This window comes from Phyllobacterium sp. RCAM01083 (assembly GCF_055685835.1).
Window position 1 is genome coordinate 2,751,162 of the sequence record NZ_JBVFZN010000005.1, and the last position, 21,496, is coordinate 2,772,657.

General features: G+C 61.1%; 20 protein-coding genes and 1 riboswitch. Of the genes, 5 read left to right on the forward strand and 15 right to left on the reverse strand.

Annotation, left to right across the window (positions count from 1 at the left end; all coding sequences use genetic code 11):
• Positions 1-103 precede the first annotated feature (103 nt).
• From ACZ25R_RS20345 to ACZ25R_RS20395, 11 genes are all read right to left on the reverse strand, one after another.
• The gene (locus tag ACZ25R_RS20345; protein WP_472462022.1) at positions 104-880 is read right to left on the reverse strand and encodes a 3-ketoacyl-ACP reductase; all 777 of its coding nucleotides are present in this window, start codon (positions 878-880) and stop codon (positions 104-106) included.
• Positions 880-2,403 (reverse strand): GMC oxidoreductase, encoded by a 1,524-nt coding sequence (locus ACZ25R_RS20350; RefSeq protein ID WP_472462023.1) that lies wholly within the window; start codon positions 2,401-2,403, stop codon positions 880-882. Before ACZ25R_RS20350 ends, ACZ25R_RS20345 begins: the two co-directional genes overlap by 1 nt.
• A 13-nt stretch (positions 2,404-2,416) precedes the next feature.
• Positions 2,417-3,535 carry an ABC transporter ATP-binding protein gene (locus ACZ25R_RS20355; protein ID WP_403169061.1) on the reverse strand — a complete coding sequence of 373 codons (1,119 nt, stop codon included), beginning with the start codon at positions 3,533-3,535 and terminating at the stop codon, positions 2,417-2,419.
• A gap of 4 nt (positions 3,536-3,539) precedes the next feature.
• Positions 3,540-4,421 (reverse strand): carbohydrate ABC transporter permease, encoded by an 882-nt coding sequence (locus tag ACZ25R_RS20360; RefSeq protein ID WP_223612346.1) that lies wholly within the window; start codon positions 4,419-4,421, stop codon positions 3,540-3,542.
• Positions 4,418-5,296, reverse strand: coding sequence for a carbohydrate ABC transporter permease (locus ACZ25R_RS20365; protein WP_105733954.1), 879 nt, complete (start codon positions 5,294-5,296; stop codon positions 4,418-4,420). Before ACZ25R_RS20365 ends, ACZ25R_RS20360 begins: the two co-directional genes overlap by 4 nt.
• 94 nt (positions 5,297-5,390) lie before the next feature.
• Complete coding sequence (locus ACZ25R_RS20370; RefSeq protein WP_346304993.1) at positions 5,391-6,638, reverse strand: ABC transporter substrate-binding protein; 1,248 nt, start codon at positions 6,636-6,638, stop codon at positions 5,391-5,393.
• 107 nt (positions 6,639-6,745) lie between these two features.
• Positions 6,746-8,254 carry an aldehyde dehydrogenase family protein gene (locus tag ACZ25R_RS20375; protein WP_472462024.1) on the reverse strand — a complete coding sequence of 503 codons (1,509 nt, stop codon included), beginning with the start codon at positions 8,252-8,254 and terminating at the stop codon, positions 6,746-6,748.
• Positions 8,254-9,033, reverse strand: a complete 780-nt coding sequence (locus ACZ25R_RS20380) for an enoyl-CoA hydratase/isomerase family protein (protein ID WP_223612349.1) — start codon at positions 9,031-9,033, stop codon at positions 8,254-8,256. Before ACZ25R_RS20380 ends, ACZ25R_RS20375 begins: the two co-directional genes overlap by 1 nt.
• Positions 9,026-10,627 carry an acyl CoA:acetate/3-ketoacid CoA transferase gene (locus ACZ25R_RS20385; RefSeq protein WP_472462025.1) on the reverse strand — a complete coding sequence of 534 codons (1,602 nt, stop codon included), beginning with the start codon at positions 10,625-10,627 and terminating at the stop codon, positions 9,026-9,028. Before ACZ25R_RS20385 ends, ACZ25R_RS20380 begins: the two co-directional genes overlap by 8 nt.
• 17 nt (positions 10,628-10,644) lie before the next feature.
• A complete protein-coding gene (locus ACZ25R_RS20390; RefSeq protein ID WP_472462026.1) occupies positions 10,645-11,646 on the reverse strand; it encodes a Gfo/Idh/MocA family protein in 1,002 nt (333 codons plus the stop codon).
• On the reverse strand, positions 11,643-12,686 hold the full coding sequence (locus tag ACZ25R_RS20395; protein ID WP_403169047.1) for a LacI family DNA-binding transcriptional regulator: 1,044 nt from the start codon (positions 12,684-12,686) through the stop codon (positions 11,643-11,645). Before ACZ25R_RS20395 ends, ACZ25R_RS20390 begins: the two co-directional genes overlap by 4 nt.
• 251 nt (positions 12,687-12,937) lie before the next feature.
• Here ACZ25R_RS20395 and ACZ25R_RS20400 point away from each other — a divergent pair, with 251 nt between their 5' ends.
• The 3 genes from ACZ25R_RS20400 (at position 12,938) to ACZ25R_RS20410 (ending at position 15,930) form a co-directional block, all read left to right on the forward strand.
• Entirely contained in the window at positions 12,938-14,101 is a 1,164-nt protein-coding gene (locus ACZ25R_RS20400) for a dihydrodipicolinate synthase family protein (RefSeq protein ID WP_472462027.1), read from the forward strand.
• Between the two features lie 86 nt (positions 14,102-14,187).
• The gene (locus tag ACZ25R_RS20405) at positions 14,188-14,805 is read left to right on the forward strand and encodes a glutathione S-transferase family protein (protein WP_472462028.1); all 618 of its coding nucleotides are present in this window, start codon (positions 14,188-14,190) and stop codon (positions 14,803-14,805) included.
• A 93-nt stretch (positions 14,806-14,898) separates the two neighbouring features.
• Positions 14,899-14,976, forward strand: a riboswitch (SAM riboswitch).
• A gap of 30 nt (positions 14,977-15,006) precedes the next feature.
• Positions 15,007-15,930 (forward strand): homoserine O-succinyltransferase, encoded by a 924-nt coding sequence (locus ACZ25R_RS20410; protein WP_472462029.1) that lies wholly within the window; start codon positions 15,007-15,009, stop codon positions 15,928-15,930.
• A 59-nt stretch (positions 15,931-15,989) separates the two neighbouring features.
• Here ACZ25R_RS20410 and glpD read toward each other — a convergent pair whose 3' ends face one another.
• Both glpD and ACZ25R_RS20420 read right to left on the reverse strand, forming a co-directional pair.
• On the reverse strand, positions 15,990-17,519 hold the full coding sequence (gene glpD / locus ACZ25R_RS20415) for a glycerol-3-phosphate dehydrogenase (protein ID WP_472462030.1): 1,530 nt from the start codon (positions 17,517-17,519) through the stop codon (positions 15,990-15,992).
• Positions 17,520-17,641: 122 nt separating this feature from the next.
• Positions 17,642-18,406 carry a DeoR/GlpR family DNA-binding transcription regulator gene (locus tag ACZ25R_RS20420; RefSeq protein ID WP_223614114.1) on the reverse strand — a complete coding sequence of 255 codons (765 nt, stop codon included), beginning with the start codon at positions 18,404-18,406 and terminating at the stop codon, positions 17,642-17,644.
• Between the two features lie 259 nt (positions 18,407-18,665).
• Between ACZ25R_RS20420 and ACZ25R_RS20425 the strand changes: the two genes are divergently transcribed.
• Entirely contained in the window at positions 18,666-19,103 is a 438-nt protein-coding gene (locus ACZ25R_RS20425) for a DoxX family protein (RefSeq protein ID WP_472462031.1), read from the forward strand.
• A gap of 56 nt (positions 19,104-19,159) precedes the next feature.
• Here ACZ25R_RS20425 and ACZ25R_RS20430 read toward each other — a convergent pair whose 3' ends face one another.
• Positions 19,160-19,675: a DUF992 domain-containing protein gene (locus tag ACZ25R_RS20430; protein ID WP_464663160.1), complete on the reverse strand. Its 516-nt coding sequence runs from the start codon at positions 19,673-19,675 to the stop codon at positions 19,160-19,162.
• A 213-nt stretch (positions 19,676-19,888) separates the two neighbouring features.
• On the opposite strand from ACZ25R_RS20430, the gene ACZ25R_RS20435 reads away from it, so the two are divergent.
• A complete protein-coding gene (locus ACZ25R_RS20435; protein WP_472462032.1) occupies positions 19,889-20,287 on the forward strand; it encodes a GNAT family N-acetyltransferase in 399 nt (132 codons plus the stop codon).
• A 57-nt stretch (positions 20,288-20,344) separates the two neighbouring features.
• Here the strand turns inward: ACZ25R_RS20435 and ACZ25R_RS20440 are convergent, their stop codons facing one another.
• Entirely contained in the window at positions 20,345-21,418 is a 1,074-nt protein-coding gene (locus ACZ25R_RS20440) for an NAD(P)/FAD-dependent oxidoreductase (RefSeq protein ID WP_472462033.1), read from the reverse strand.
• Positions 21,419-21,496: the final 78 nt, after the last annotated feature.

Sequence of the window (21,496 nt, forward strand, 5' to 3'; positions counted from 1 at the left end):
GCGATGCAAGGCGAAATGGAACGAAACCGACAGCTGATCTCCCCCCTTGTGGGGGAGATGTCCGGCAGGACAGAGGGGGGTGAAATTCATGTTTTGCAACCTGCTAAAGTCGATTGATCGAAAGGGCGCCATCCGCGTTGATGATCGAGCCGGTGGCAAAGTTGAAATCGCCGCCGGCCAGCGCCGCAACGATGCGGCCGAGATCATCCGGCTCGCCCCAGCGCTTCATCGGCACGAGTCCTTCGGCGATGCGTTTGTCATACTTGGCTGCGGCAACGGCCGTCATGTCGGAGCGGATGATGCCGGGGCGCACGTCGAAAACGCTGATCCCCTGTTCCGCAAGCCGCACGGCCAGCCCTTGCGTGAACGACGCCAGTGCCGCCTTGGTCATGCAGTAATCGAGACGTTCCGGCGAGGTCATCTCCGCGGAAACCGATGTGATGTTGACGATCGTACGGGCGGCCCGGCCATCGGTGCGGCCAAGCATGGCGCGCAGCACCGCCTGCGTGAAGAACACGGTTCCCCGCACATTGATATCAAAGATCGCATTGTAGTTTGCCGGCTCAAGATTGAGGAAATCACCGCGCACTTTCGAGCCGATGCCGGCATTGTTGACGAGACTGTCAATCCGGCCGAATGCTGCCATGACGGCGCCGACGGTTTGCGCGTGATTGGAAAGATCAGCCAGATCCGCCTCGATAAACCGTACTTTTGCGCCGAGTGATTCCAGTGCTGAAACAGCGGCATCAGCCGCTTCATCCCGCACGAGGTCGGTGATCGCCAGATCAAATCCCCTGGCGGCAAGCGCCCTGGCAATACCGAGGCCGATGCCGCGCCGGGCGCCGGTAACCAGGGCGACGGGTTTGGGCTGGATACTCATCATGCAAGCTCCCCGGCAATGATGTGATCGGCGACGCGCAGCGCCTGTGCGGCGATGGTCAGCGCCGGGTTGACCGCCGCTGACGTCGGCAGGAAGGCGGCATCGACGACAAACAGGTTGGGATGGTCGAAGGCGCGGCAATGGACATCCAGCGGCGCCCGCGCCGGGTCCGTGCCCATCCGCACGGTGCCGCATTGATGCGACGGGGTCTTGCGGTCAAAGGCCTTGGACAGAACGAGGGGAAATCCGGCGGCCCGCAGCACCGACTTGATCCTGGCGACCAGTTTCTGATGTGCCGGCCAGTTGCTGCGCACCCATTCGAGAATGATCCTGTCGCCATCGACGCGAACGCGGCTCTCCGGTTTCGGCACATCCTCGCTCATGGCGAGGAAATCCACCGTATGATTGCAGAACCGGTCAAGAATCCATTCGGGCACGAGCTTGAGGTCCGACTTCAGCACGGGTCCGCTGATCCGCCCGAGCAATTGCACATTGCCGAGCGGTGCACCACCCTCGCCATCGGACAGGTAGAAATCATTGAAGCCGAACGTCTTCTGATAGATGGAATCATTGCGGAAGCGCGGATCGAACCCGATGACCGCCGACAGGTTGTGATTCATGAAGTTGCGGCCGACCTGATCGGAGCGGTTGGCAAGACCGGCGGGATTGCGGCTGTCAGCCGACCGCAACAGAAGCACCGCGGATTGAACGGCGCCTGCGGAGAGGATCACCAGCTTTGGCCTGACAACCGAGACTGTTCCGTCTTTCACGTAGTGAACAGCGGCAATCGATTTTCCGTCTGCAGCTGTCTCAAGCCGTGTGACGCGCGAATTGGTCTGCAGGCGGATATTGCCGTGCTTCAATGCCTGGGCAAGGGCGGTGGTTTCCGCATCCATCTTGCCGTTGAAGCTGTTGGGGTGTGCATCCCAGGGCGTCCTGCCGTGGGACATCCATGTGTCGATATCGACGCCGAGCGGCAGGGAAAACGGATGGACACCGGCAACACGCAGCCGCCTGCGCAGGACACCGATGGGTTCCTCGTCGGGCACGGGCGGAAAGCCGTAGGGCGTCGAATGATGGGGTTCCGTCGGGTCTTCGCCTTGGCTTCCGCGCACCTGATAGAGCGCCTCCGCCTTGCCGTACCACGGCTCCAGCTCGTCATAGGCAAACGGCCAGGCGGGCGAGACCCCCTCGAGATGCTGCATCTCGGCAAAGTCCTCGGTCCGGTAACGCGTCAGCACCGCGCCATAGAACTTCGAATTGCCGCCGACATTGTAGTAATTGCCGGGATTGAATGCCTTGCCGTCCGCATCGTACCAGCTTTCGTCCGGGCGGAAGAAACCCTTCTGGAAGATCGCGCGCGGGTCGCGGTTCTCCGGACGGTCGGGCAAATGACCACCCGCCTCCAGGATCAGGATGTCTGCTCCCGATCCCGCCAGACCGGCGGCAATAGTCGACCCGCCAATCCCCGAACCGATGATGACGATATCGGGGGATTGGCTTCGTTGCGATGCGGCGTTCATGACATCGTGATCGTCAGGCGCCGATACGCAGCTGCGATTGCGGATCGAAGAACACGGCCTTGTCTAGATTGAACGCCAGCTGCGTCTTCTGCCCCGGCAGGATCTGGGCGTCGGCACGCAGGCGCGCCACCACTTCCTTGCTGCCAAGCCTGGTCACGGCGAAGGTATCGGACCCCGCCGGTTCGACCACGTCGATCAGGCACTCTCCTTCCACCAGCGAACTGGCATTGCGGTCCGCACCGTCCGGATCGGTCAGGGCTTCCGGACGGATGCCGAAAATCACATCCTTGCCGGAATGCCCCACCAGCGCACTGTTGGTCTTCCTGATCGGCAACCGCAACGGCGAGGAATCAGGCCGGTCGAGCACGACGCTCAAATCCGAAGCACCGCCCTCGATTTTCGCCTTGAGCAGGTTCATGGCAGGCGAGCCCATGAAGTCCGCGACAAAGAGGTTGGTCGGATTGTTGTAGATTTCCGCCGGGGTGCCGAATTGCTGCAGGATGCCGTCCTTGAGCACGGCGATCTTGGTGGCCAGCGTCATCGCCTCGATCTGGTCGTGCGTCACATAAACGATCGTGGTTTTCATCCGCTGGTGCAGGCGCTTGATCTCGGTGCGCATGTCGACGCGCAGCTTGGCATCGAGATTGGACAGCGGCTCATCGAACAGGAACACCTGCGGATTGCGCACGAGCGCCCGGCCCATGGCAACACGCTGGCGCTGGCCGCCGGACAACTGGCTCGGCTTGCGGTCGAGCAGATGGCCGATCTGGAGCATGTCGGCAACCTGCTTGATGGCCTTCTCGCGCTCGTCTTTCGGCACACCGCGGATTTCCATGCCGAAGGCGATGTTTCCGCCAACGGTCATGTTCGGATAAAGCGCATAGGACTGGAACACCATGGCGATATCGCGCTTGGACGGATGCAGGCCGCTGATCGACTTGCCCTTGATCGAAATGTCGCCGGAACTGATCGGTTCGAGCCCGGCAATGGTGTTGAGCAGGGTGGACTTGCCGCAGCCGGAAGGGCCGACGAGGACGAGAAAGCCACCCTCGTCGATCTCGATATTGATGTCCTTCAGGATCGGGACATTGCCATAGGATTTATGCAGGTTCTTGATCTGGAGAAATGACATTGGGTTATCCCTTCACGGCGCCGGACATAAGTCCACGGACGAAGTAGCGCCCGGAAACGATGTAGACGATAAGAGTTGGCAGTGCGGCGAGGATCGCGCCGGCGAAATGCACGTTGTATTCCTTCACGCCCGTCGACGAGTTGACGAGATTGTTGAGCGCGACCGTCATCGGCGTGCTGCTGAACCCCGAGAACGAGGCGCCGAACAGGAAGTCGTTCCAGATATTGGTGAACTGCCAGATGACGGACACCACGATGATCGGACCCGACGACGGCAGCAGGATGCGCCAGAAAATCTGGAAGAAGCTGGCGCCGTCGATCTGCGCAGCGCGGACCAGTTCCGTCGGGAATGCTTCGTAGTAGTTGCGGAAATACAGCGTGGTGAAACCGAGACCGTAGATCACGTGCACGAAAATCAGGCCTTGAATGGTGCCGGCCATTCCGAGGGCGCCGAGAACCCGCGCCATGGGTATGAGGACGATCTGGAACGGAATGAAGCAGCCGAGCAGCAGCATGCCGAACATGACGTTCGAGCCGCGGAACCGCCACTTCGTCAGCACATAGCCGTTCAGCGCGCCCAGCACGGTTGAAATCGCCACGGCCGGGATGACCATGATGATCGAGTTGATGAAGTAAGGCTTCAAACCTGTCGGCTGCACGCCGATCTGGGCCGTGGACCAGGCCGCAAGCCAGGGCTCGATGGTCCATTCATGCGGCGGCGACAGCATGCCACCTTGGCGGATTTCATCGAGGGTCTTCAGCGAATTCACCACCATGACGTAGAGCGGCAAAAGGTAGTAAAAAGCGAAGACCAGCAGGGCGATATAGATAAGGACGCGGGTCAGCTTGCCGCTGGAGATGGCATTGTCCGGACTCGGAGCGCTCATTTGCTGCCTCCCCTGACTTCAGAATAGAGATAGGGAATGATGATCGCGAAAATGGTGATCAGCATGATGATGGCCGAGGACGCGCCGATGCCCATGGAATTGCGTGTAAACGTATAGGAATACATGAAGGTCGCGGGCAGTTCCGTCGCCTGTCCGGGGCCGCCACCGGTCAGCGCGATCACCAGGTCATACGCCTTGATGGCGAGATGGGCGAGCACGACAAAGGCCGACAGGAAAACCGGACGCATCAGCGGGATGATGATGCGGCGATAGATCATGGCGGTGGACGCGCCATCGATCTGTGCCGCCTTGATGATCTCGTTGTCGACACCGCGCAGACCGGCAAGGAACATGGCCATGACGAAGCCGGAGGACTGCCAGACGGCGGCGATCACCACCGTATAGATCGCCATCTTGGAATCCTTGATCCAGTTGAAGGCGAAACTGGTCCAGCCCCACTGGTGCATAGTGTTCTCAAGGCCGATGCCGGGATCGAGGAACCATTTCCAGGCAACACCGGTCACGATGAACGACAGCGCCATGGGATAAAGGTAGATCGGCCGCAAGAAACCTTCGATGCGGATCTTCTGATCCAGCAGGATGGCAAGGCCAAGCCCGATGACGGTGCAGATGATGATATAGAGCGAGGCAAAAATACCCAGATTGGTGATGGCCCGCCACCAATGCGGCAGAGCCCACAATTTGCGGTAATTCTCCAGTCCGACAAAACCAAAGGACGGCAGCATCTTGCTGTCGGTGAACGACAGGACGCCCGTATAGATGATAAAGCCATAGACGAAGATCAGGACAATCAGAAAACTCGGCCCCAACACCAGTTTGGGTATCAAGTCCTGTATGCGGCTGCGGGTATCCATAGCCTCACCCCTTCAACTCTTAAGTTCTTGTCATTGCCGTGCATGTTCACGGGAACCTGTCCGGGGCTTTGCGCCCCGGACAGAAGGAGCGCGCTTACTTGGCAGCGTCCACGGCGGAAACGAGTTCCTTGACCGCTGCGTCTGATGTCAGGTCACCGTTGAATTCGCGGGTAACCACGTCATAGATCGCATTCTTGATGGCGGCCGGAACCGCATAGCCATGGGCCATGGAACCGTAGAGCGTGCCGGCCTTGTTGGCTTCAGCCAGATCCTTGATCGCCTTCTTGCCGCAGGCATCGAAGGCTGCATCGGACACATCGGTACGCGCCGGAGCTGAACCCTTCACGACGTTGAAAGCGGACTGGAAGGTCGGGCTCTCGATCGACGATGCCATGACGAGCTGCGACTTGTGCTCAGCATCGCTCTTCTTGAAGAACAGGAACTGGTCGGAGTTGAATGTGACCGAACCCTGGGTGCCCGGGAAGCGCATGCAAACGAAATCCTTGCCTGGCTCCTTCTTGGCCTTGACGAACTCGCCCTTGGCCCAATCACCCATGAACTGCACGCCGGCCTTGCCTTCGATAACCATGGTGGAGGCAAGGTTCCAGTCGCGACCGGAGAAGTTGTCATCCACATAGGAACGCAGCTTGGTCATGCGGTCAAACGCTTCCTTCATCTTCGCGCCGCCCAAAGCCTTGGGATCGAGATCGATGAAAGCTGCCTTGTAGAAGTCATTGCCGAGAGACAGCACGACCGCGTCGAAAATCGTCGCGTCCTGCCATGGCTGACCGCCGTGGGCGATCGGCGTGATGCCCTGCTTCTTGAAGTTGTCGAGAAGGGCAATCAGTTCGTCCCAGTTCTTGGGTTCCTTGCCGCCAGCCTTGTCGAGTGCAGCCTTGTTGATCCACATCCAGTTGGTGGAGTGGACGTTGACCGGTGCGGCGATCCAGTGACCGTCATATTTGGAGAAGTTCTGCAGCGCGCCGGGAATAACGTCGGCCCACTTTTCCTTCGATGCGACGTCGTCAAGGTTGGCAAGAACGCCCTGCTTGGCCCAGTCGGTGATGTCGAAGCCTAAGGCCTGTACGGCTGTCGGAGGGTTGCCGCCGGTGACGCGGGCGCGCAGAACAGTCATGGCTTCCGTACCGCCACCACCGGCAACAGGCATGTCGGACCAGGTGATGCCCTTCTTTTCCAGATCCTTCTTGAGAACTTCCAGCGCTGTCGCCTCACCGCCGGATGTCCACCAATGCAGGACTTCGACGTTTTCGGCAGCGCGGGCCATCGTGGCCGTGCCGAGCAGCATGGCTGCCGCAGCAACCGTATTCATCAACTTATTCATTTCATTCCTCCCAAGGAAAAAAAGATAAAATTCCCACTACCCTAGACCTCAGTTATCCCTCAGCCTGCCCCATTCATACAATAAGCCGAATGGCGAATACAATCGATTTAATTCGACGCCCAAAGTAATATCCTCCGCCCCATATGCATGTTCAGGGTCTTGGTCTCGGTGTAGTCCTCGACCGCATGACGGCCCAGTTCACGACCAAGGCCAGACTGGCGATAACCGCCGAACGGCAGCTCCGCTGCACCATCCATGAACGTGTTCATCCAGATGGTTCCGGCACGTACCCGGCGGCCTACCGTCAGGCACGTATCGAAATCGCGGCTCCATACGCCTGCCGACAGGCCGTAGTCGATGGAATTGGCAATCCGGATGGCGTCTTCCATCGTTTCGAATGTTAGCACGGAAAGCACAGGACCAAACACTTCTTCACGCGCGACAGCCATATCCGGCTGCACCGCCGAAAGAATGGTCGGGCTCATATACTGCCCAAGGCCGAGATCCAGCGGCGTACCGCCATGGGAAACGGCGGCGCCCGCCGATGCGGCATTGCGCACATAGGTGTCGATCTTGGCCAGATGTTCCGGCGTGATGATCGCACCGACCTTGGTCTGCGGATCAAGCGGATCGCCAACTCTCACCTTGGCTGAAAGGGCTGCTACACGCTGCGTGACCTCATCGGCAATATCCCGGTGAACGATCAGGCGTGAACCGGCATTGCAGCATTCGCCCGCATTGAAATAGGCGCCGAACACCGCCGCATCGATGAAATCATCGAGATTGGCATCGGGGAAAACGATCTGCGGGTTTTTGCCGCCGAGCTCCAGCGAGACCTTTTTCAGCGTCTGGGCGGCATTGGCCATCGTCAGCTTGCCGACAAGGGTCGAGCCCGTGAACGAGACCATATCGACATCCGGATGGGTGGTCATCGGCGCGCCGACCTCGGCGCCCGTACCGGCAAGGATGTTGACGACACCGGCGGGAACACCGGCTTCCATGAGGATTTCACCGAGAACGAGCGTCGACCCCGAGGTCAGTTCGGACGGCTTGACGACGGCCGTGCAGCCGGCAGCCAGGGCAAAGGGCAGTTTCTGGCTGACGATGAGGAAGGGGAAATTCCAGGGCGTGATGATGGAGATGACACCGATCGCCTCGCGCAGGACCACACCCAGCGTGCCGTCGCCCAGCGTGTTGTAGCTTTCACCATGCAGATCGCGGCCGAGCGCGGCGGCATAGCGCCAGATATCGACCGCGCCGCCCAGTTCGCCCTTGGCCTGCGAAATTGGTTTGCCGGATTCGATGCAGTCGAGATAGGCAAGTTCGTCGGAACGTGCCGCAATCAGATCAGCGGCTTTAAGCAGGATATTCGAGCGTTCGGCGCCGGTCATGCGCGACCACGGGCCGTTATCGAAGGCATTGCGGGCGGCACGGATGGCGCGCTCCGCATCGGCTTTCGTGCCCGCCTGATAGCGTGAGACCACGACACCATGGCCGGGGCTCTTGCGCTCGATCACGCCTCCCTCTGCACCATCGGTCCATTTGCCATCGATCAGCATCCGGAATTCGCGCACCTTGAAATTGTCGAGCGCTTGTGGCCGCATCAGAACCGTCATTACCATTCTCCCTTGAACACGGGCTCACGCTTTTCGGCAAAGGCCGAAACACCTTCTTTCAGGTCCGCTGTTTTGGCGACGAGGATCGAGCCGAGGGCTTCGACCGCCGTGCCATTGTCTTCGCCGTTAGCCGACGCAATCATCAGTTTCGCCACTTCCACCGCAGCCGGTCCGCGCCTGGCTATCCGCTCGGCATAGGCCTGCGCGGCGGTGACGGCGGCACCGGTTTCCACCACGTGGTCGACGATCCCGAGCGCGGCCGCTTCGGTCGCGCTGAAGATTTCGCCGCCCAGCGCCATGCGGCGGACAGCCTGTGCCCCAAACCGGCGGACAAGCCGCTGCGTTCCCGACCAGCCCGGCACCATGCCGAGGCCCGTCTCCGGCAGGCCGATGCGGATATGCGTCTCGGCAATGCGAATATCAGCAGCCGCGGCAAGTTCGAGCCCGCCGCCCAGCGCATGACCGTTGAGTGCGGCAATCAATGGCACGCGCAACGTCGCCAGACGCTCGAAGACGCGATGCCCGAAGCGGACCCAGGCGTGACCGAATTCGTTCGGCGTCATCGCCGCCCAGGCCTTGATGTCGCCGCCTGCGGAAAAGGCCTTACCGGCGCCGGTCAGGATGGCGACGCGAATATCGGCATTGGCCTCCAATTCGTCGCACGCGGCTGAAAGCTCCTTCAGCATGGCAATATCGAAAGCATTGAGTTTTTCCGGGCGCGACACGGTGATGGTTGCGACAGGCCCGTTGAAGTCAACCGTGATGCGGGGCTCAGCCATGGAGCGTCCTTTCCGGTTTCTGCGGCAGCTTCAGTCCGAAAGGCCCTTCGGCGAAGAGCTCTGCCGCCATCAGTTTCAGATCGCCGGCAACGATGAGCGGGAATTCCGACTGATCGAGAATCTGGGTCTGGAGATCGACACCCGGCGCAATCTCGGTCAGCACGATGCCTTCCGGGCGCAGGACCATGACGCAGCGCTCGGTGACATAGGTGATGTCCTGCCCCTGCTCCACGGCACGGCGGCCGGAAAAGGTGACGTGCTCGACTTCGTTGACCAGTTTCTTCAGCTTGCCTTCCTTCTCGATGACCAGCCTGCCATCGGCCACATGCACCTTCGCACCGGCATTGAACATGCCGGAGAAGACGATCTTGCGGGCCCGCGCGGTGATATCGACGAAACCGCCGGCACCGGCCGTCACATGCGGGCGGAAGCTGAGCTTGGACACGTTGACCGAGCCGGATTTGTCGATCTCGAGGAAGGACAACAGCGAGGCATCAAAACCCGCACCCTGGAAATAGGTGAACTGGTGCGGCGACGGCACGAAGGCTTCGGCGTTGGAGGCGCAGCCAAAGGCAAAATCGAGAAGCGGGATACCGCCGACCGGCCCCTGCTCGATCACCCATGTCACCGCGCCGTGCAGGCCCTCTTCGAGCAGGATGCGCGGGACATTGGCGGAGATGCCGAAACCGAGATTGACGGCGCTGCCTGCCTCAAGCTCCGTCGCGACACGGCGGGCAATCACCTTCTGGATGTTGAAATCCGGCAGGGCGAAATCGTCGAGCGGATGGAAGATCTCGCCCGAGATAGCCGGATCGTAGACGGTCTGCGTTGTCTGCTTCTGGTCGGGGTCGACGACGACATAGTCAACGAGAATGCCGGGAACGCGCACGTCATGCGGTTTGAGCGAACCGCTCTTGGTGATGCGCTTGACCTGCGCAATGACAATGCCGCCATTGTTGCGCACGGCTAGAGCCTGATCGAAGCCGCCGAGGTATGCGCCCTCATGCTCATAGGTCAGATTACCGCGCTCATCCGCCGTGGTGGCGCGGATGATGGCGACCTGTGGGATAACGGGTTTGAAGAACAGCCACTCTTCGCCCTCAAACTCGATCTTGCGGACCACCGGCTCGCGGGCGGCCGAGGCATTCATGGCGCAGCCCTGGCGGTCCGGGTCGACGAATGTATCGAGCCCGACCTTGGTCAGAACGCCCGGACGCTTGGCCGCCGCCTCGCGGTGCATGTCGAACAGGATGCCGGAAGGAATGTTGTAGGCAGCCACCTCGTCATTGCCGATCATCTGCCAGATCAGCGGCGGTTCGGCGGTCGATGGCCCGGAAGGATAGGAGCCGCCGAGAATGCGCTTGAGCAGCCCCTTCTTGGCGATGTAATCGATGCCTTTGATGCCGCTCATGTCACCCGCCGCAATGGGATGCAGCGTGGTCAGATCGCGCGGATGGCCCGTTGCATCGAAACGCGCGCCGATGGCTTTCAGCATCAGATCGGGGCAGCCAAGGCCGCTCGACGACGAGACCGAAACGATCGCTGCGTCGGGGATGAGGTTTGCCGCCTCTTCAGGGGTTATGTGCTTGCTCATGCTTGACGTCGTTCTCTTCAAAGACCTGGATTGATTGTCTGTGCGGTGCCAGTGCGGGCGGCCTCGGTGACCGCAAGACCGGCGGCAAGCGACCAGACACCATCTTCACCCGTTGCCGGTGGCTGCCCCTTGCCGAGGATGGCGGCATGGAATTTGGCAATGCCGGTTTCGTAGAGGTTCCGGTGGTCGAGCTTGAGCTCGGTTTCACCCTCGGCATTGCGCAGGGTGACGGTGCCGACCGGCTTCTGCGTCATGACATTGCGGCCGACCAGCGAGCCTTCGGAGCCGTGCACCTCGAAGCCGGTTTCGGCATATTTGGTGGTGAAGCCATCATGGAACTGGGCAATCAGGCCCGATTTGAAGCGCAGCACGCCCATGACGCCATCGGCAAGGCCTGCCTTGCCGAGGCCGCCGATCTGGCTGGCGGCAACCGCCTCGACAGGATCGTCGCCCAGCACATAGCGCAGTGTATCCGTATCATGCACGGTGATATCCAGGATGACGCCGCCGCCAGCTTCCGGCTTGTCAAGCCGCCAGCCCTGCAGGTGCGGCGGCAAATAGACCGCATGGAAAACCCGGGCGGCAAGCGGCGTACCGATCCGGCCGGCAGCAATGGCATCGCGCATGGCGGTGTGGCTCGCGGCATTGCGCAGATGATGATTGGTGCCAAGCACCACACCGGCCGCGCGGCAGGCGTCAACCATGGCCCGCGCATCCGCAAGGCTCATGGCCAGCGGCTTTTCGCACAGCACATGCTTTCCCGCAGCCGCGGCCGCGAGCACCTGATCCCTGTGCAGCTCATTGGTGGTCGAGATATAGACCGCATCGACATCCTGATCGCCGACCAGCGCATCGAGGGATGCAACGGATTTGGCAATGCCGTGATCGGCAGCATATTTCCGGCCACGCTCGGCACTGGTGCTCATGACGGAAACGATCTCGCCGCCTTCGGCACGGATCGCATCGATCACCCATTCATGCGCAATCGTGCTTGCTCCGATCAATCCCCACCGCGTCATGCCATTTCCTCCAGATGATTGTTCCTGACCGGCGCACCGCAGCTTTGCCGCACCACAAGGCGCACGGACGTCACCAGCGATTCCTGTTCATTGCCGCCGGCATTGATCTGCTTGAGCAGGAGCTGGGCCGCACGCTGGCCCATGCCCTGCGGGTCGACCGAAACGGTTGTCAGCGCCGGGACGGCGGTCTTGGCCTCGATCACGTCGTCGAAACCGATCACGCCAAAACCCTTGCCGGGCTCGATGCCGACGGCCCGCAAACCATCGCAGACACCGAAGGCCACCGCATCATTGAGGCACAGCGCCGCCGTTGCCCGATCGGGATGGAGCATCATGCGCTCGACAGCGGCAACGCCACCGGCGCGGGACGGCGCGGAATGGATGATCAGCGCCTCATCGACGGCAATGCCCGCTTCCTGCAGGGCATCGCGATAACCGCGCAGCCGCTCGGCAAAAACCGCGGTATCGAGAAAGCCGCCCATGAAGCCGATGCGCGTGTGGCCAAGGGCAACCAGATGACGCACGGCCGCCTTCGCGCCGGTATAATTGTCGGAAAGCAGGGTGGAGACCTTGGCACCCGGCAGATTGCGCACCACGACCACCACCGGAATACCGCTGTCGATCAACGGCTTGATATCCGCCGCCTCGGTACCGCGCGCCGGCGACAGGATCATCCCGGCAATGCCGTTTTCCCGCATGGACGCGATGACTTCGCGCTGGCGGTCGACGCTCTCGCCGCTATGGGCAAGGAACTGCACGTAGCCTGCCGACTGAACGACCATATCCATGCCGACGGCGAGTTCGGCGAAGAAGCTGTTGGTAAGATCATTGACCACGATGCCGACGATTTTCGAGCGCGCCTGGCGCAGGTTGGCCGCACCGCGATTATAGACATAGCCGAGATCCGCGATGACGCTGTTGACCTTCTCACGGGTCTTTTCATTGACCAGCGGACTGCCCTGCAGAACCAGCGACACGGTGGATTTCGACACGCCGGCGGCATGCGCAATATCCACAACGGTTGTCCGGCTTCGGCTCACGGTCTTCCTCCCAGTCAGACGATGGATATAATTGGAACGTTCCAAATATGTCAAGCAGGAAAAATCAAGGACTATCACGATACATCGTCACGACAGCACAGAAAGCCATGATTTACGGTGATTTCCTGCTCATTTTAACTCTCTCAGCCGGCGACCTTTCATTTTTCGGCTGCACAAAGGTTCGGATTTTTTCTCTTGTTTTTTGGAACGTTCCAAATTACAAAACCCTTCATATGACCGGGAGCGATATGATGAGCCTAGTTCTGAACCTGCCCGCCGCCGACGGCACACTTTCAGCCTACCGCCTTTCCGGCGAGCCGACAGCGCGGCCGGATGCTCCGCCATCCTTCAGCCGTATCGCCTACGCGGCCGCCCATGTGGTGTCAGATCCGCTTCGGGACAGCGCGCCCTGGGGTTCGCCCGCCATCGACTGGGATGCCACCATGGCCTTTCGCCATCATCTCTGGTCACTTGGGTTCAAGATCGCCGAAGCCATGGACACGGCCCAGCGCGGCATGGGGCTGAATTGGGCAGGCGCGCAGGAACTGATCCGCCGCTCGCTCGCCGAGGCGCGCAGCGTGCCGGGGGCGGACCTTGCCTGCGGTGCCGGGACCGACCAGCTGGCGCCGGAAAACACCCGCAGCCTCGCAGACGTGATCGCCGCCTATGAGACGCAGATCGGCTTTGTCGAGGCTGAGGGCGGCCGGGCCGTGATGATGGCCAGCCGGGCGCTCGCCAAAATAGCAAAATCCCCGGATGACTACCGGGCCGTCTACGGCGAAATCCTGCGCCAGACGCGCAACAAGGTCGTCCTGCACTGGCTCGGTGACATGTTCGATCCGCACCTTGCCGGCTACTGGGGCTCCCATGCCTTCGACGACGCATTGGAAACCGTGCTTGCCATCATCAATGACAACAGGGACAAGGTCGAAGGCATCAAGATTTCGCTGCTCGACAACACCAGGGAAATCACCCTGCGCAACCGGCTGCCCGAGGGGGTCCTGTGCTTCACCGGCGATGATTTCAATTATGCCGAACTGATCGAAGGCGACGGCGCACGGTACAGCCACGCCCTGCTCGGCATTTTCGATGCGGTCGCGCCGCAGGCCTCGAAGGCACTGGCGCTGCTGGCAAAGGGCGAGACGACGGCCTTCCGCGCGGTGATCGAACCTACCGTGCCGCTCTCCCGAAAAATCTTCGAAGCCCCGACGCAGTATTACAAGGCGGGAGTGGTTTTCCTGGCCTGGCTCAATGGTCACCAGAGCCATTTCACCATGCCCGCCGGCATGCAGTCGGCACGCGGTATCGTTCACTATGCCGATATTTTCCGGCTGGCCGATCAGGCCAATGTTCTCGACAGGCCGGAACTTGCCACAAGCCGCATGAAGAGCCTGCTTCAGCTATACGGTCTCTGATATCCGGCTTCTGCTGGAGCCCCCTTGATCCCGCGGGCTTGCCGGGCGATTGTCCGTGCCGACTCGCTCCATCATCCGGGATTCTCATGAAGCTGCTTTACCAGACACACTCGCCCTACGCCCGCAAGATACTGGTCGCCATTCACGAAATCGGTCTGGCGGACAGTGTCGAGGTCATCCACCACGAAACCAGCCCGACCCGGCGCAATGAGGCGGTCTATGCGCTCAACCCGCTGGGAAAGGTTCCGGTGCTGATCGGCGAAGACAGCTTTGCGCTGTTCGATTCGGTTGCGATAGCGGACTATCTCAGTACCCTCCCCGGTGGCTCCGCCCTCATCCCGCCAAGCGGGAATGCACGCTGGGAAACACTGCGCCTGCAGGCGGCGGCGCAGGGCATTGCCGATTCCGGCATCGTGGTGCGCTGGGAAACCGAGCGACGGCCGGAGCCTCTGCGCTGGCCGACCATGCGCGATGCCCAGTTGCAGAAAATCATCGCGGCCTGCGATTTCGCCGAGAACGAAGCATCCCTCGAGGGCCTGCCGCGCATCGGCGAGATCGCCCTGGCGACAACGCTCGACTGGATCGCGTTTCGCAACATCTATCCGTTTGCTGAAGGACGCCCGCGCCTTGCCGCGTGGTATGCCGGCTATTGCCGGCGGCCATCGATGCAGGCGACCGCTTTTTCCGGTGAAACGCACGATTGAGACGGCAGTGAAACACTGTCTCATCTGGCCCATGCGGCGAGCGACAGCCCGCCGCATTTGAATCCGATAGCTATTTGCACAAGCATCCAGTATTGAAGAACCCGTGGTGATTTGGCCGGCCGGCTTGCAGCCACGTTAAAAAACTCGCTAAAGGGCCGCGTGCGGACCGGAAGCGATCTATCGGCTTTTTTGGTGACCGTGATGCCTATCAAGATTCCTGACAAACTGCCCGCCTTCGATACTTTGGTAAGCGAGGGCGTACGCGTGATGACGGAAGCCGTGGCTATCCGTCAGGATATCCGCCCGCTCCAGATCGGGCTGCTGAACCTGATGCCCAACAAGATCAAGACAGAATTGCAGATCGCGCGCCTGCTTGGCGCTTCGCCGCTGCAGATCGAACTTTCGCTGGTGACCGTCGGCAGCTACAAGCCGAAGAATACGCCCGAAGACCATCTCAGCGCCTTTTATGAGACATGGGAAAAGGCGCAGCACCGCACGTTCGACGGTTTCATCATTACCGGAACCCCCGTCGAGACAATCCCGTTCGAGGATGTCAGCTACTGGCCGGAAATGCGCGATATCCTGGAGTGGACGCAAACCAACGTCCATTCGACGATGAATGTCTGCTGGGGAGCGATGGCGGCACTTCATCATTTCCACGGCGTGCCGAAGCATGCGCTTGGCGAAAAAGCATTCGGTGTCTACAGCCAGAGAATCCTGAAGACAGCGTCGCCCTATCTCAACGGCTTTTCCGACGATTTCGCCGTTCCGATATCACGCTGGGCCGAGGTGCGGCCGGCGGACATTCTTGCGCGGCCGGAACTGACGCTGCTGGCACATTCGGAGGAGAAGGGAGCCTGCATTGTCGAAGATCCGCGGTATCGCCGCCTTTATGTGCTCGACCATCTCGAATATGATTCCGGTTCGCTGGCCGATGAGTATTTCCGCGATATTCAGGCCGGGGTACCGATCAACCTGCCGTTCAACTATTTCCCCGATGACGACACATCAAGGCGGCCGCCCAATCGCTGGCGCTCGCATGCGCATTTGCTCCTGTCCAACTGGATAAACGAGATTTATCAAACGACACCCTTTGATATCGGTTCAATCGGAAAATCCCGATAAACGACGGCCGGGCCAGCACGGCTGCCCGCCCTTCACTGCTGGATAGGGCAGCGTGGAGCCTATTCCGGCGCGGTGTCCGCTCGGCGCAGGACGGTTTTGGCCATGAAGGTTTCGAGGGCGGCGGTTTCTGCGCCGGTGACATGCAGGCCGACCTTGGTGCGCCGCCACAGGACATCCTGGGCGGTCATCGCCCATTCCTGCGCGATGAGGTAGCGCACCTCCGCCGCGTAGAGATCCCAGCCGAAATGCTCGCCGAGATCGGCGGGGGATGCCGCCGTGCCCAACAGCCCCCAGGCCCGCGTGCCGTAGAGCCGTACGAGCCGGTAGGCATGGCGCGGTTCGAGGAAGGGGTAGTCGGCTTGCAGCCGCTGCAGCTGCGCCGCAAAGCCGTCCGCCGGGAAATCGCCGCCCGGCAGCGTGCCGGCCGCCGTCCATGGCTTGCCCCTGGCCCCGAGCTTCTCCTCGATCTTCTCCAGCATGTGCTCCGCCAGCCGCCGGTAGGTGGTGATCTTGCCGCCGAATATGTTCATCAGCGGCGCCAGCCCCGCCGGCGCATCGCTTTTCAGCACATAGTCGCGCGTCGCCTCCTGCGCCTTCGAGGCCCCGTCATCATAGAGCGGGCGCACCCCCGAATAGCTCCACACCACATCGGCGCGCTGCACCGGTGCGGCAAAATATTCGCTGGCCGCCGCGCAGAGATAATCGGTCTCCGCAGCGGTGATCGTCACCTCGGCCGGATTGCCGTGATAATCCTGGTCCGTCGTGCCGATCAGCGTGAATTCCTGCTCATAGGGAATGGCGAAGATGATGCGTCCGTCGGTGTTCTGGAAGAAATAGGCGCGCGGATCGTCGAACTTTTTGCGCACCACGATGTGGCTGCCCTGCACCAGGCGCACATTGTGCGCCGCCTTGAGCCCGGCCACGCCGGTCAGGACCTCGTCCACCCAGGGACCGGCCGCATTGACCACGAGCCGCGCCCGCACCGTCTCCACCGCGCCCGACAGGGCGTCCTGCACGTCCAGCGTCCAGCCATCGGCCGCGCGCCGCGCCGCCGTCACCTTGCTGCGGGTGCGGATCACCGCGCCGCGGTCGGCCGCATCGCGCGCATTGAGCGCCACCAGCCGCGCATCATTGACCCAGCAGTCGGAATATTCGAACGCCCGCGTATAGAGCGACTTCAGCGGCCTGGCCGCCGCATCGCGCGTCATGTCGAGCGTGCGCGTCGCGGGCAGCTTCCTGCGCCCGCCAATGTGATCGTAGAGGAACAGGCCCAGCCGCAGCAGCCAGGCCGGGCGCAGCCCCGCATGGTGCGGCAGCACGAAGCGCAGCGGCCAGATGATGTGCGGCGCCGCCGCCCACAGCACCTCGCGCTCCATCAGCGCCTCGCGCACCAGGCGGAACTCGTAATATTCCAGATAGCGCAGCCCGCCATGGATCAGCTTGGTGGAGGCCGACGAGGTGCCGCTGGCCAGGTCGTTCATCTCGGCCAGACACACGCTGTAGCCGCGCCCCACCGCATCGCGGGCAATGCCGCAGCCATTGATGCCACCGCCAATCACGAAAATGTCGTAGATCCCGTCCTGTGCCACCGCTCATCTCCCTGTTCGCAACCGTCCTGCCCGCCAGCGCCAGCCAATATAGCACCACTGCGAAACAAATACGAAACCAAAAGAAAATATAACGCGCATCAACTCACCCGGCAAGCCGGGATTCAACGGGATGTTTCGACCAGCCGCACATCCGCGTCCGCACAAATCGTGCGGATGATCTCGCTGTCGCAGCGGTCGGTGATGAACGTATTGACCTGTGACAGATGGCCGATGCGCACCGGTGCCGTCCGCTCGAACTTGGTGGAATCGGACACCAGGATCACGTGCCGGGCATTGGCCATGATGGCCTGCGCCACCTTGACCTCGCGGAAATCGAAGTCGAGCAATGCGCCGTCATGGTCGATTGCCGACGTGCCGATGACGGCGAAATCCACCTTGAACTGGCGGATGAAGTCCACGGCGGCCTCGCCGACAATACCGCCATCGGAACCGCGTACCACCCCGCCGGCAATGACCACCTCAATGTCGGGGTAAACCCGCAAATTGTTGGCGACATTGATATTATTTGTGATCACCATCAGGCCTTTCCGGCCCAGCAATGCCTGACCGACCGCTTCCGTGGTCGTGCCGATATTGACGAAGAGCGAGGCATTGTCGGGAATGAGCGCGGCGGCGGCCTGACCGATCGCCTCCTTTTCGGTTGCAGCGATCAAACGCCGCGCTTCATATTCCAGGTTCTGGATACCCGACGGGAACAGCGCGCCGCCGTGGATCCGGTTCAGCAGCCGCTGATCGCACAGATCGTTCAAATCCTTGCGGATGGTCTGCGGCGTCACGCTGAAATGCGCAGCGAGATCATCCACAAGCACCCGGCCATGGAGTTTGGCCATTTCGAGAATTTCAGCGTGCCGGGGCGGCAGGAACATGAGGTATACTTTCGGTTTCGTTTTTCTGAATACTATACGAAAATGAAAATGAGCGCATGTCAATTAGCAATAAAGCGAAGTTGGCAGGCGACTGTGATTTCCAACGCGCCAAATCACATGGCGGCCATCGTCGCGGTTTGAAGATGTCCGGAGCTGGCGTCAATCCTCCCGAAAATATTCCGGCCACGGTGTCGGAAATGTCTTTTTGCGTTCGTCCTTGCGATAATCTTTGGCACGCCGTGCCAAATCATAGGAGGACATGATTATGGAAAGAACCGGACCGACAACAATTTCAGCCAAGGCGCGCTGGGCAGGATGGATTCTCAGCGGCCTCGTCATCCTGTTTCTGGTGTTTGACTTCAGCATCAAACTGGTGCCGCTCGATATCGTGCTCAAGTCAATGGCCGAACTGGGGTATACGGAGAGTGTGATCATGGCGCGTGGACTGGGCGTTCTGCTGCTCATCTGCACGGTGCTTTACGCCGTCCCGCAAACGTCGCTGCTCGGCGCCATCTTGCTGACCGGCTATCTCGGCGGTGCCATAGCGACGCAGCTCAGGGTCGGTAATCCCCTCTTCAGCCATTTGCTGTTCGGCGTCTATCTCGGGCTTATGGTCTGGGGCGGGCTTTATCTGCGCGATCCGCGCCTGCGCGCTTGCATGGCGCTCCGCCCGGCGAACGGGCCAACTGTGCGATAGCGCCGCAATGCCGGCATCCGGCCGCCGACGAACCGCGGCCGGATTTTGCCCCTGTTCTATCGGGTTGCGCGCAGTGTCAGCTGCGTTGCGCCTGCAGCGACATTCAGTCCCTGGGTGGCTTCCGCGCTGAATGGCTGCAGGCCGAAGTTCTTCGATGTGCCGCCGACCAGTGCGTTCGCACCGAGACCGAGGCCAACCGAGGCACCCGCGGTCACGCCGACATAATTGCCGGCAAGGGCGCCATCGCCCGCCCGGTTTCCGGCAGCGGTATAAACAACCCACTGCAGATAGGATTTCCTGGTCACCCCGATATCGACGCCAAGTTTGCCGATGCGTCCGGCGTATCTTTCGACGGAACCATTGGTCCGCATGAACCTGCATTGAACGGCCTTGCTCGACCCGATCAGCATGCCGACGCCGCCATCGACGGCGCAGGACAGCGTGCCGAGACGGGTCTTGGGGCCATTCGCCGCATGGGCCTGGTGCTTGGTCTTCTGATGAAGGGGAGCGGCACCTGCGCCCGAAGCCAGAGCCATGGAAACAGCGGCAGCCATTACGATCATTGTTTTCATCATCTATCCTCATTCCGTTGCGGCCCGGCGGTTTGAATGCGCCGTCGAAACCTGAAAACAAACGTGTGCGGGCCGGTTTGGTTCCGGAAACCGGCTATCGCCGCCTGCAACCCGACTTAGCGCAATCGGCACAGCGGCATGAGGCGCGAAAACCGGCATTGAAATTTCCGTGCAATCTGCAAGGTTTGCGCAACGGAAATGTCCGGGGAGGACATGGATTTGGCTATCACGTTCCGTATCGATCCTTTCCCGTCCAATGACGAGATGAACGCGCTTTGGGAATGGGCCTGGGATGACTTCGTCTGGAAGGATTTCTCCGTCATTCTGGCCCGCAGCCTTGCCCATGTGGGGGCCTATGACGGGCAGCGGCTGATCGGCTTCGTCAACGTGGCATGGGATGGCGGTGTTCATGCTTTTCTTCTGGATACCTGCGTGCACCCGAAATTCCGCCGGCAGGGCATAGCCACGCAATTGGTCAAGGAGGCTGAAAACCTCGCGCGCGCTCGCGGAGCTTTCTGGCTGCACGTGGATTTTGAAGCCCGGCTGACCGGGTTCTACCGGGGCTGCGGATTCAGGATGACGGGAGCCGGACTGATCAAGCTGCAACCTTGATCCGGCGCATCGGTGTTTTCCCGCACAGGAGGGTTGATGCCTTGGAGCTGCATGCGCTCACTCGTCAAACCGCGAAAGCCGGAATGGCGACAATCGTTCCTCCGGCGTGTCCGATAAAATTTCCCGGCTCAGCAGCAGGCCGACAGCGGGCGCAAGCGTCACGCCGGAATGCATGACGGCGATGGAAAGGCCATCGAGATGTCCGGCCGGCCCGACAATAGGGAACCCGTCGGCGGGGGTCGGCCGGTAGCCGATGGTGAAAAAATCCAGCGCCAGAGCATCCACATCGTCGAGGTTTGCTTTCAGGCGGGAGAACAGCGCTTCCACGGTTGCCTGCTGATCCTCACCGGGATCGCTGCCGCCAAAATCCGCGCCCGCAATGATCCGCCCTTCCGCCGTCTGGCGCATGTGCAGGTCAGGGGTGATCACGATACCGTTGAGCCGTTTCTCCATTGGCTTTGAATGAACGATCAGACCCGGCGGCGTCTCCATGGGCAGGGTCACCCCCGCAGTCTGCGCCAGGGCAGCGGCCCCGGCGCCCGCCGCGAGCACCACATGGTCGGCCTTCACCTCGCCGAACGACGTAACGACGCCGGCAATGCGCCCGCCCTCCTGGACGAGCCGTGTAACGTTTGCACCAACCAGCAGCCGCGCGCCGCGCGCCTGCGCCCCGGCCAGCATGCGCTGCGCCGCGGCAACGGGCTCAACGGCGCCCTCTTCGGCAATATGCACAGCCGCATCCGGCAGTCGCGCCAGATAAGGCTCGCGCACGGCCACGGCTTGCCGGTCGATACGCCTGATTCCATAGCCCCAGTGCCCATGCTGCGTGACGTAGGCCGCAAGTTCATTCGGCGATAAATCCCAGCTGATGCCGCCGCACCAGTTCACCCCGATGCCGGGCAGCTCATCGTGCAGGCGCTGCCAGCCTTTCATCGCATAGCGGCGGAAGCGGAAATAGAACTCGGGATTGCCCCAGCTGGCATTGATCCATGCAAAGGACGCGGGCGTGGCGACCCCGCCGCTTTGTTCGGCAACCACCGTGACAGCCGCCCCCTGCCGCGCCAGATGCCAGGCAATCGACGCACCGATAATTCCGGCACCGACCACGATCACATGTTTCTGTTTCGCCATGATTCATTCCTCTTGGAAAGGCCGGGACTCTCTGCGCAGGGGAATGACAGCATCATTTCCGGGCGAATGCCACCGCAA

Bases quoted from the DNA above. Each gene is read 5' to 3' on its own strand.
- ACZ25R_RS20345 (WP_472462022.1), bottom strand. From the start codon at position 880: ATGAGTATCCAGCCCAAACCCGTCGCCCTGGTTACCGGCGCCCGGCGC.
- ACZ25R_RS20350 (WP_472462023.1), bottom strand. From the start codon at position 2,403: ATGAACGCCGCATCGCAACGAAGCCAATCCCCCGATATCGTCATCATC.
- ACZ25R_RS20355 (WP_403169061.1), bottom strand. From the start codon at position 3,535: ATGTCATTTCTCCAGATCAAGAACCTGCATAAATCCTATGGCAATGTC.
- ACZ25R_RS20360 (WP_223612346.1), bottom strand. From the start codon at position 4,421: ATGAGCGCTCCGAGTCCGGACAATGCCATCTCCAGCGGCAAGCTGACC.
- ACZ25R_RS20365 (WP_105733954.1), bottom strand. From the start codon at position 5,296: ATGGATACCCGCAGCCGCATACAGGACTTGATACCCAAACTGGTGTTG.
- ACZ25R_RS20370 (WP_346304993.1), bottom strand. From the start codon at position 6,638: ATGAATAAGTTGATGAATACGGTTGCTGCGGCAGCCATGCTGCTCGGC.
- ACZ25R_RS20375 (WP_472462024.1), bottom strand. From the start codon at position 8,254: ATGACGGTTCTGATGCGGCCACAAGCGCTCGACAATTTCAAGGTGCGC.
- ACZ25R_RS20380 (WP_223612349.1), bottom strand. From the start codon at position 9,033: ATGGCTGAGCCCCGCATCACGGTTGACTTCAACGGGCCTGTCGCAACC.
- ACZ25R_RS20385 (WP_472462025.1), bottom strand. From the start codon at position 10,627: ATGAGCAAGCACATAACCCCTGAAGAGGCGGCAAACCTCATCCCCGAC.
- ACZ25R_RS20390 (WP_472462026.1), bottom strand. From the start codon at position 11,646: ATGACGCGGTGGGGATTGATCGGAGCAAGCACGATTGCGCATGAATGG.
- ACZ25R_RS20400 (WP_472462027.1), top strand. From the start codon at position 12,938: ATGAGCCTAGTTCTGAACCTGCCCGCCGCCGACGGCACACTTTCAGCC.
- ACZ25R_RS20405 (WP_472462028.1), top strand. From the start codon at position 14,188: ATGAAGCTGCTTTACCAGACACACTCGCCCTACGCCCGCAAGATACTG.
- ACZ25R_RS20410 (WP_472462029.1), top strand. From the start codon at position 15,007: ATGCCTATCAAGATTCCTGACAAACTGCCCGCCTTCGATACTTTGGTA.
- ACZ25R_RS20420 (WP_223614114.1), bottom strand. From the start codon at position 18,406: ATGTTCCTGCCGCCCCGGCACGCTGAAATTCTCGAAATGGCCAAACTC.
- ACZ25R_RS20425 (WP_472462031.1), top strand. From the start codon at position 18,666: ATGATTATGGAAAGAACCGGACCGACAACAATTTCAGCCAAGGCGCGC.
- ACZ25R_RS20430 (WP_464663160.1), bottom strand. From the start codon at position 19,675: ATGAAAACAATGATCGTAATGGCTGCCGCTGTTTCCATGGCTCTGGCT.
- ACZ25R_RS20435 (WP_472462032.1), top strand. From the start codon at position 19,889: ATGGATTTGGCTATCACGTTCCGTATCGATCCTTTCCCGTCCAATGAC.
- ACZ25R_RS20440 (WP_472462033.1), bottom strand. From the start codon at position 21,418: ATGGCGAAACAGAAACATGTGATCGTGGTCGGTGCCGGAATTATCGGT.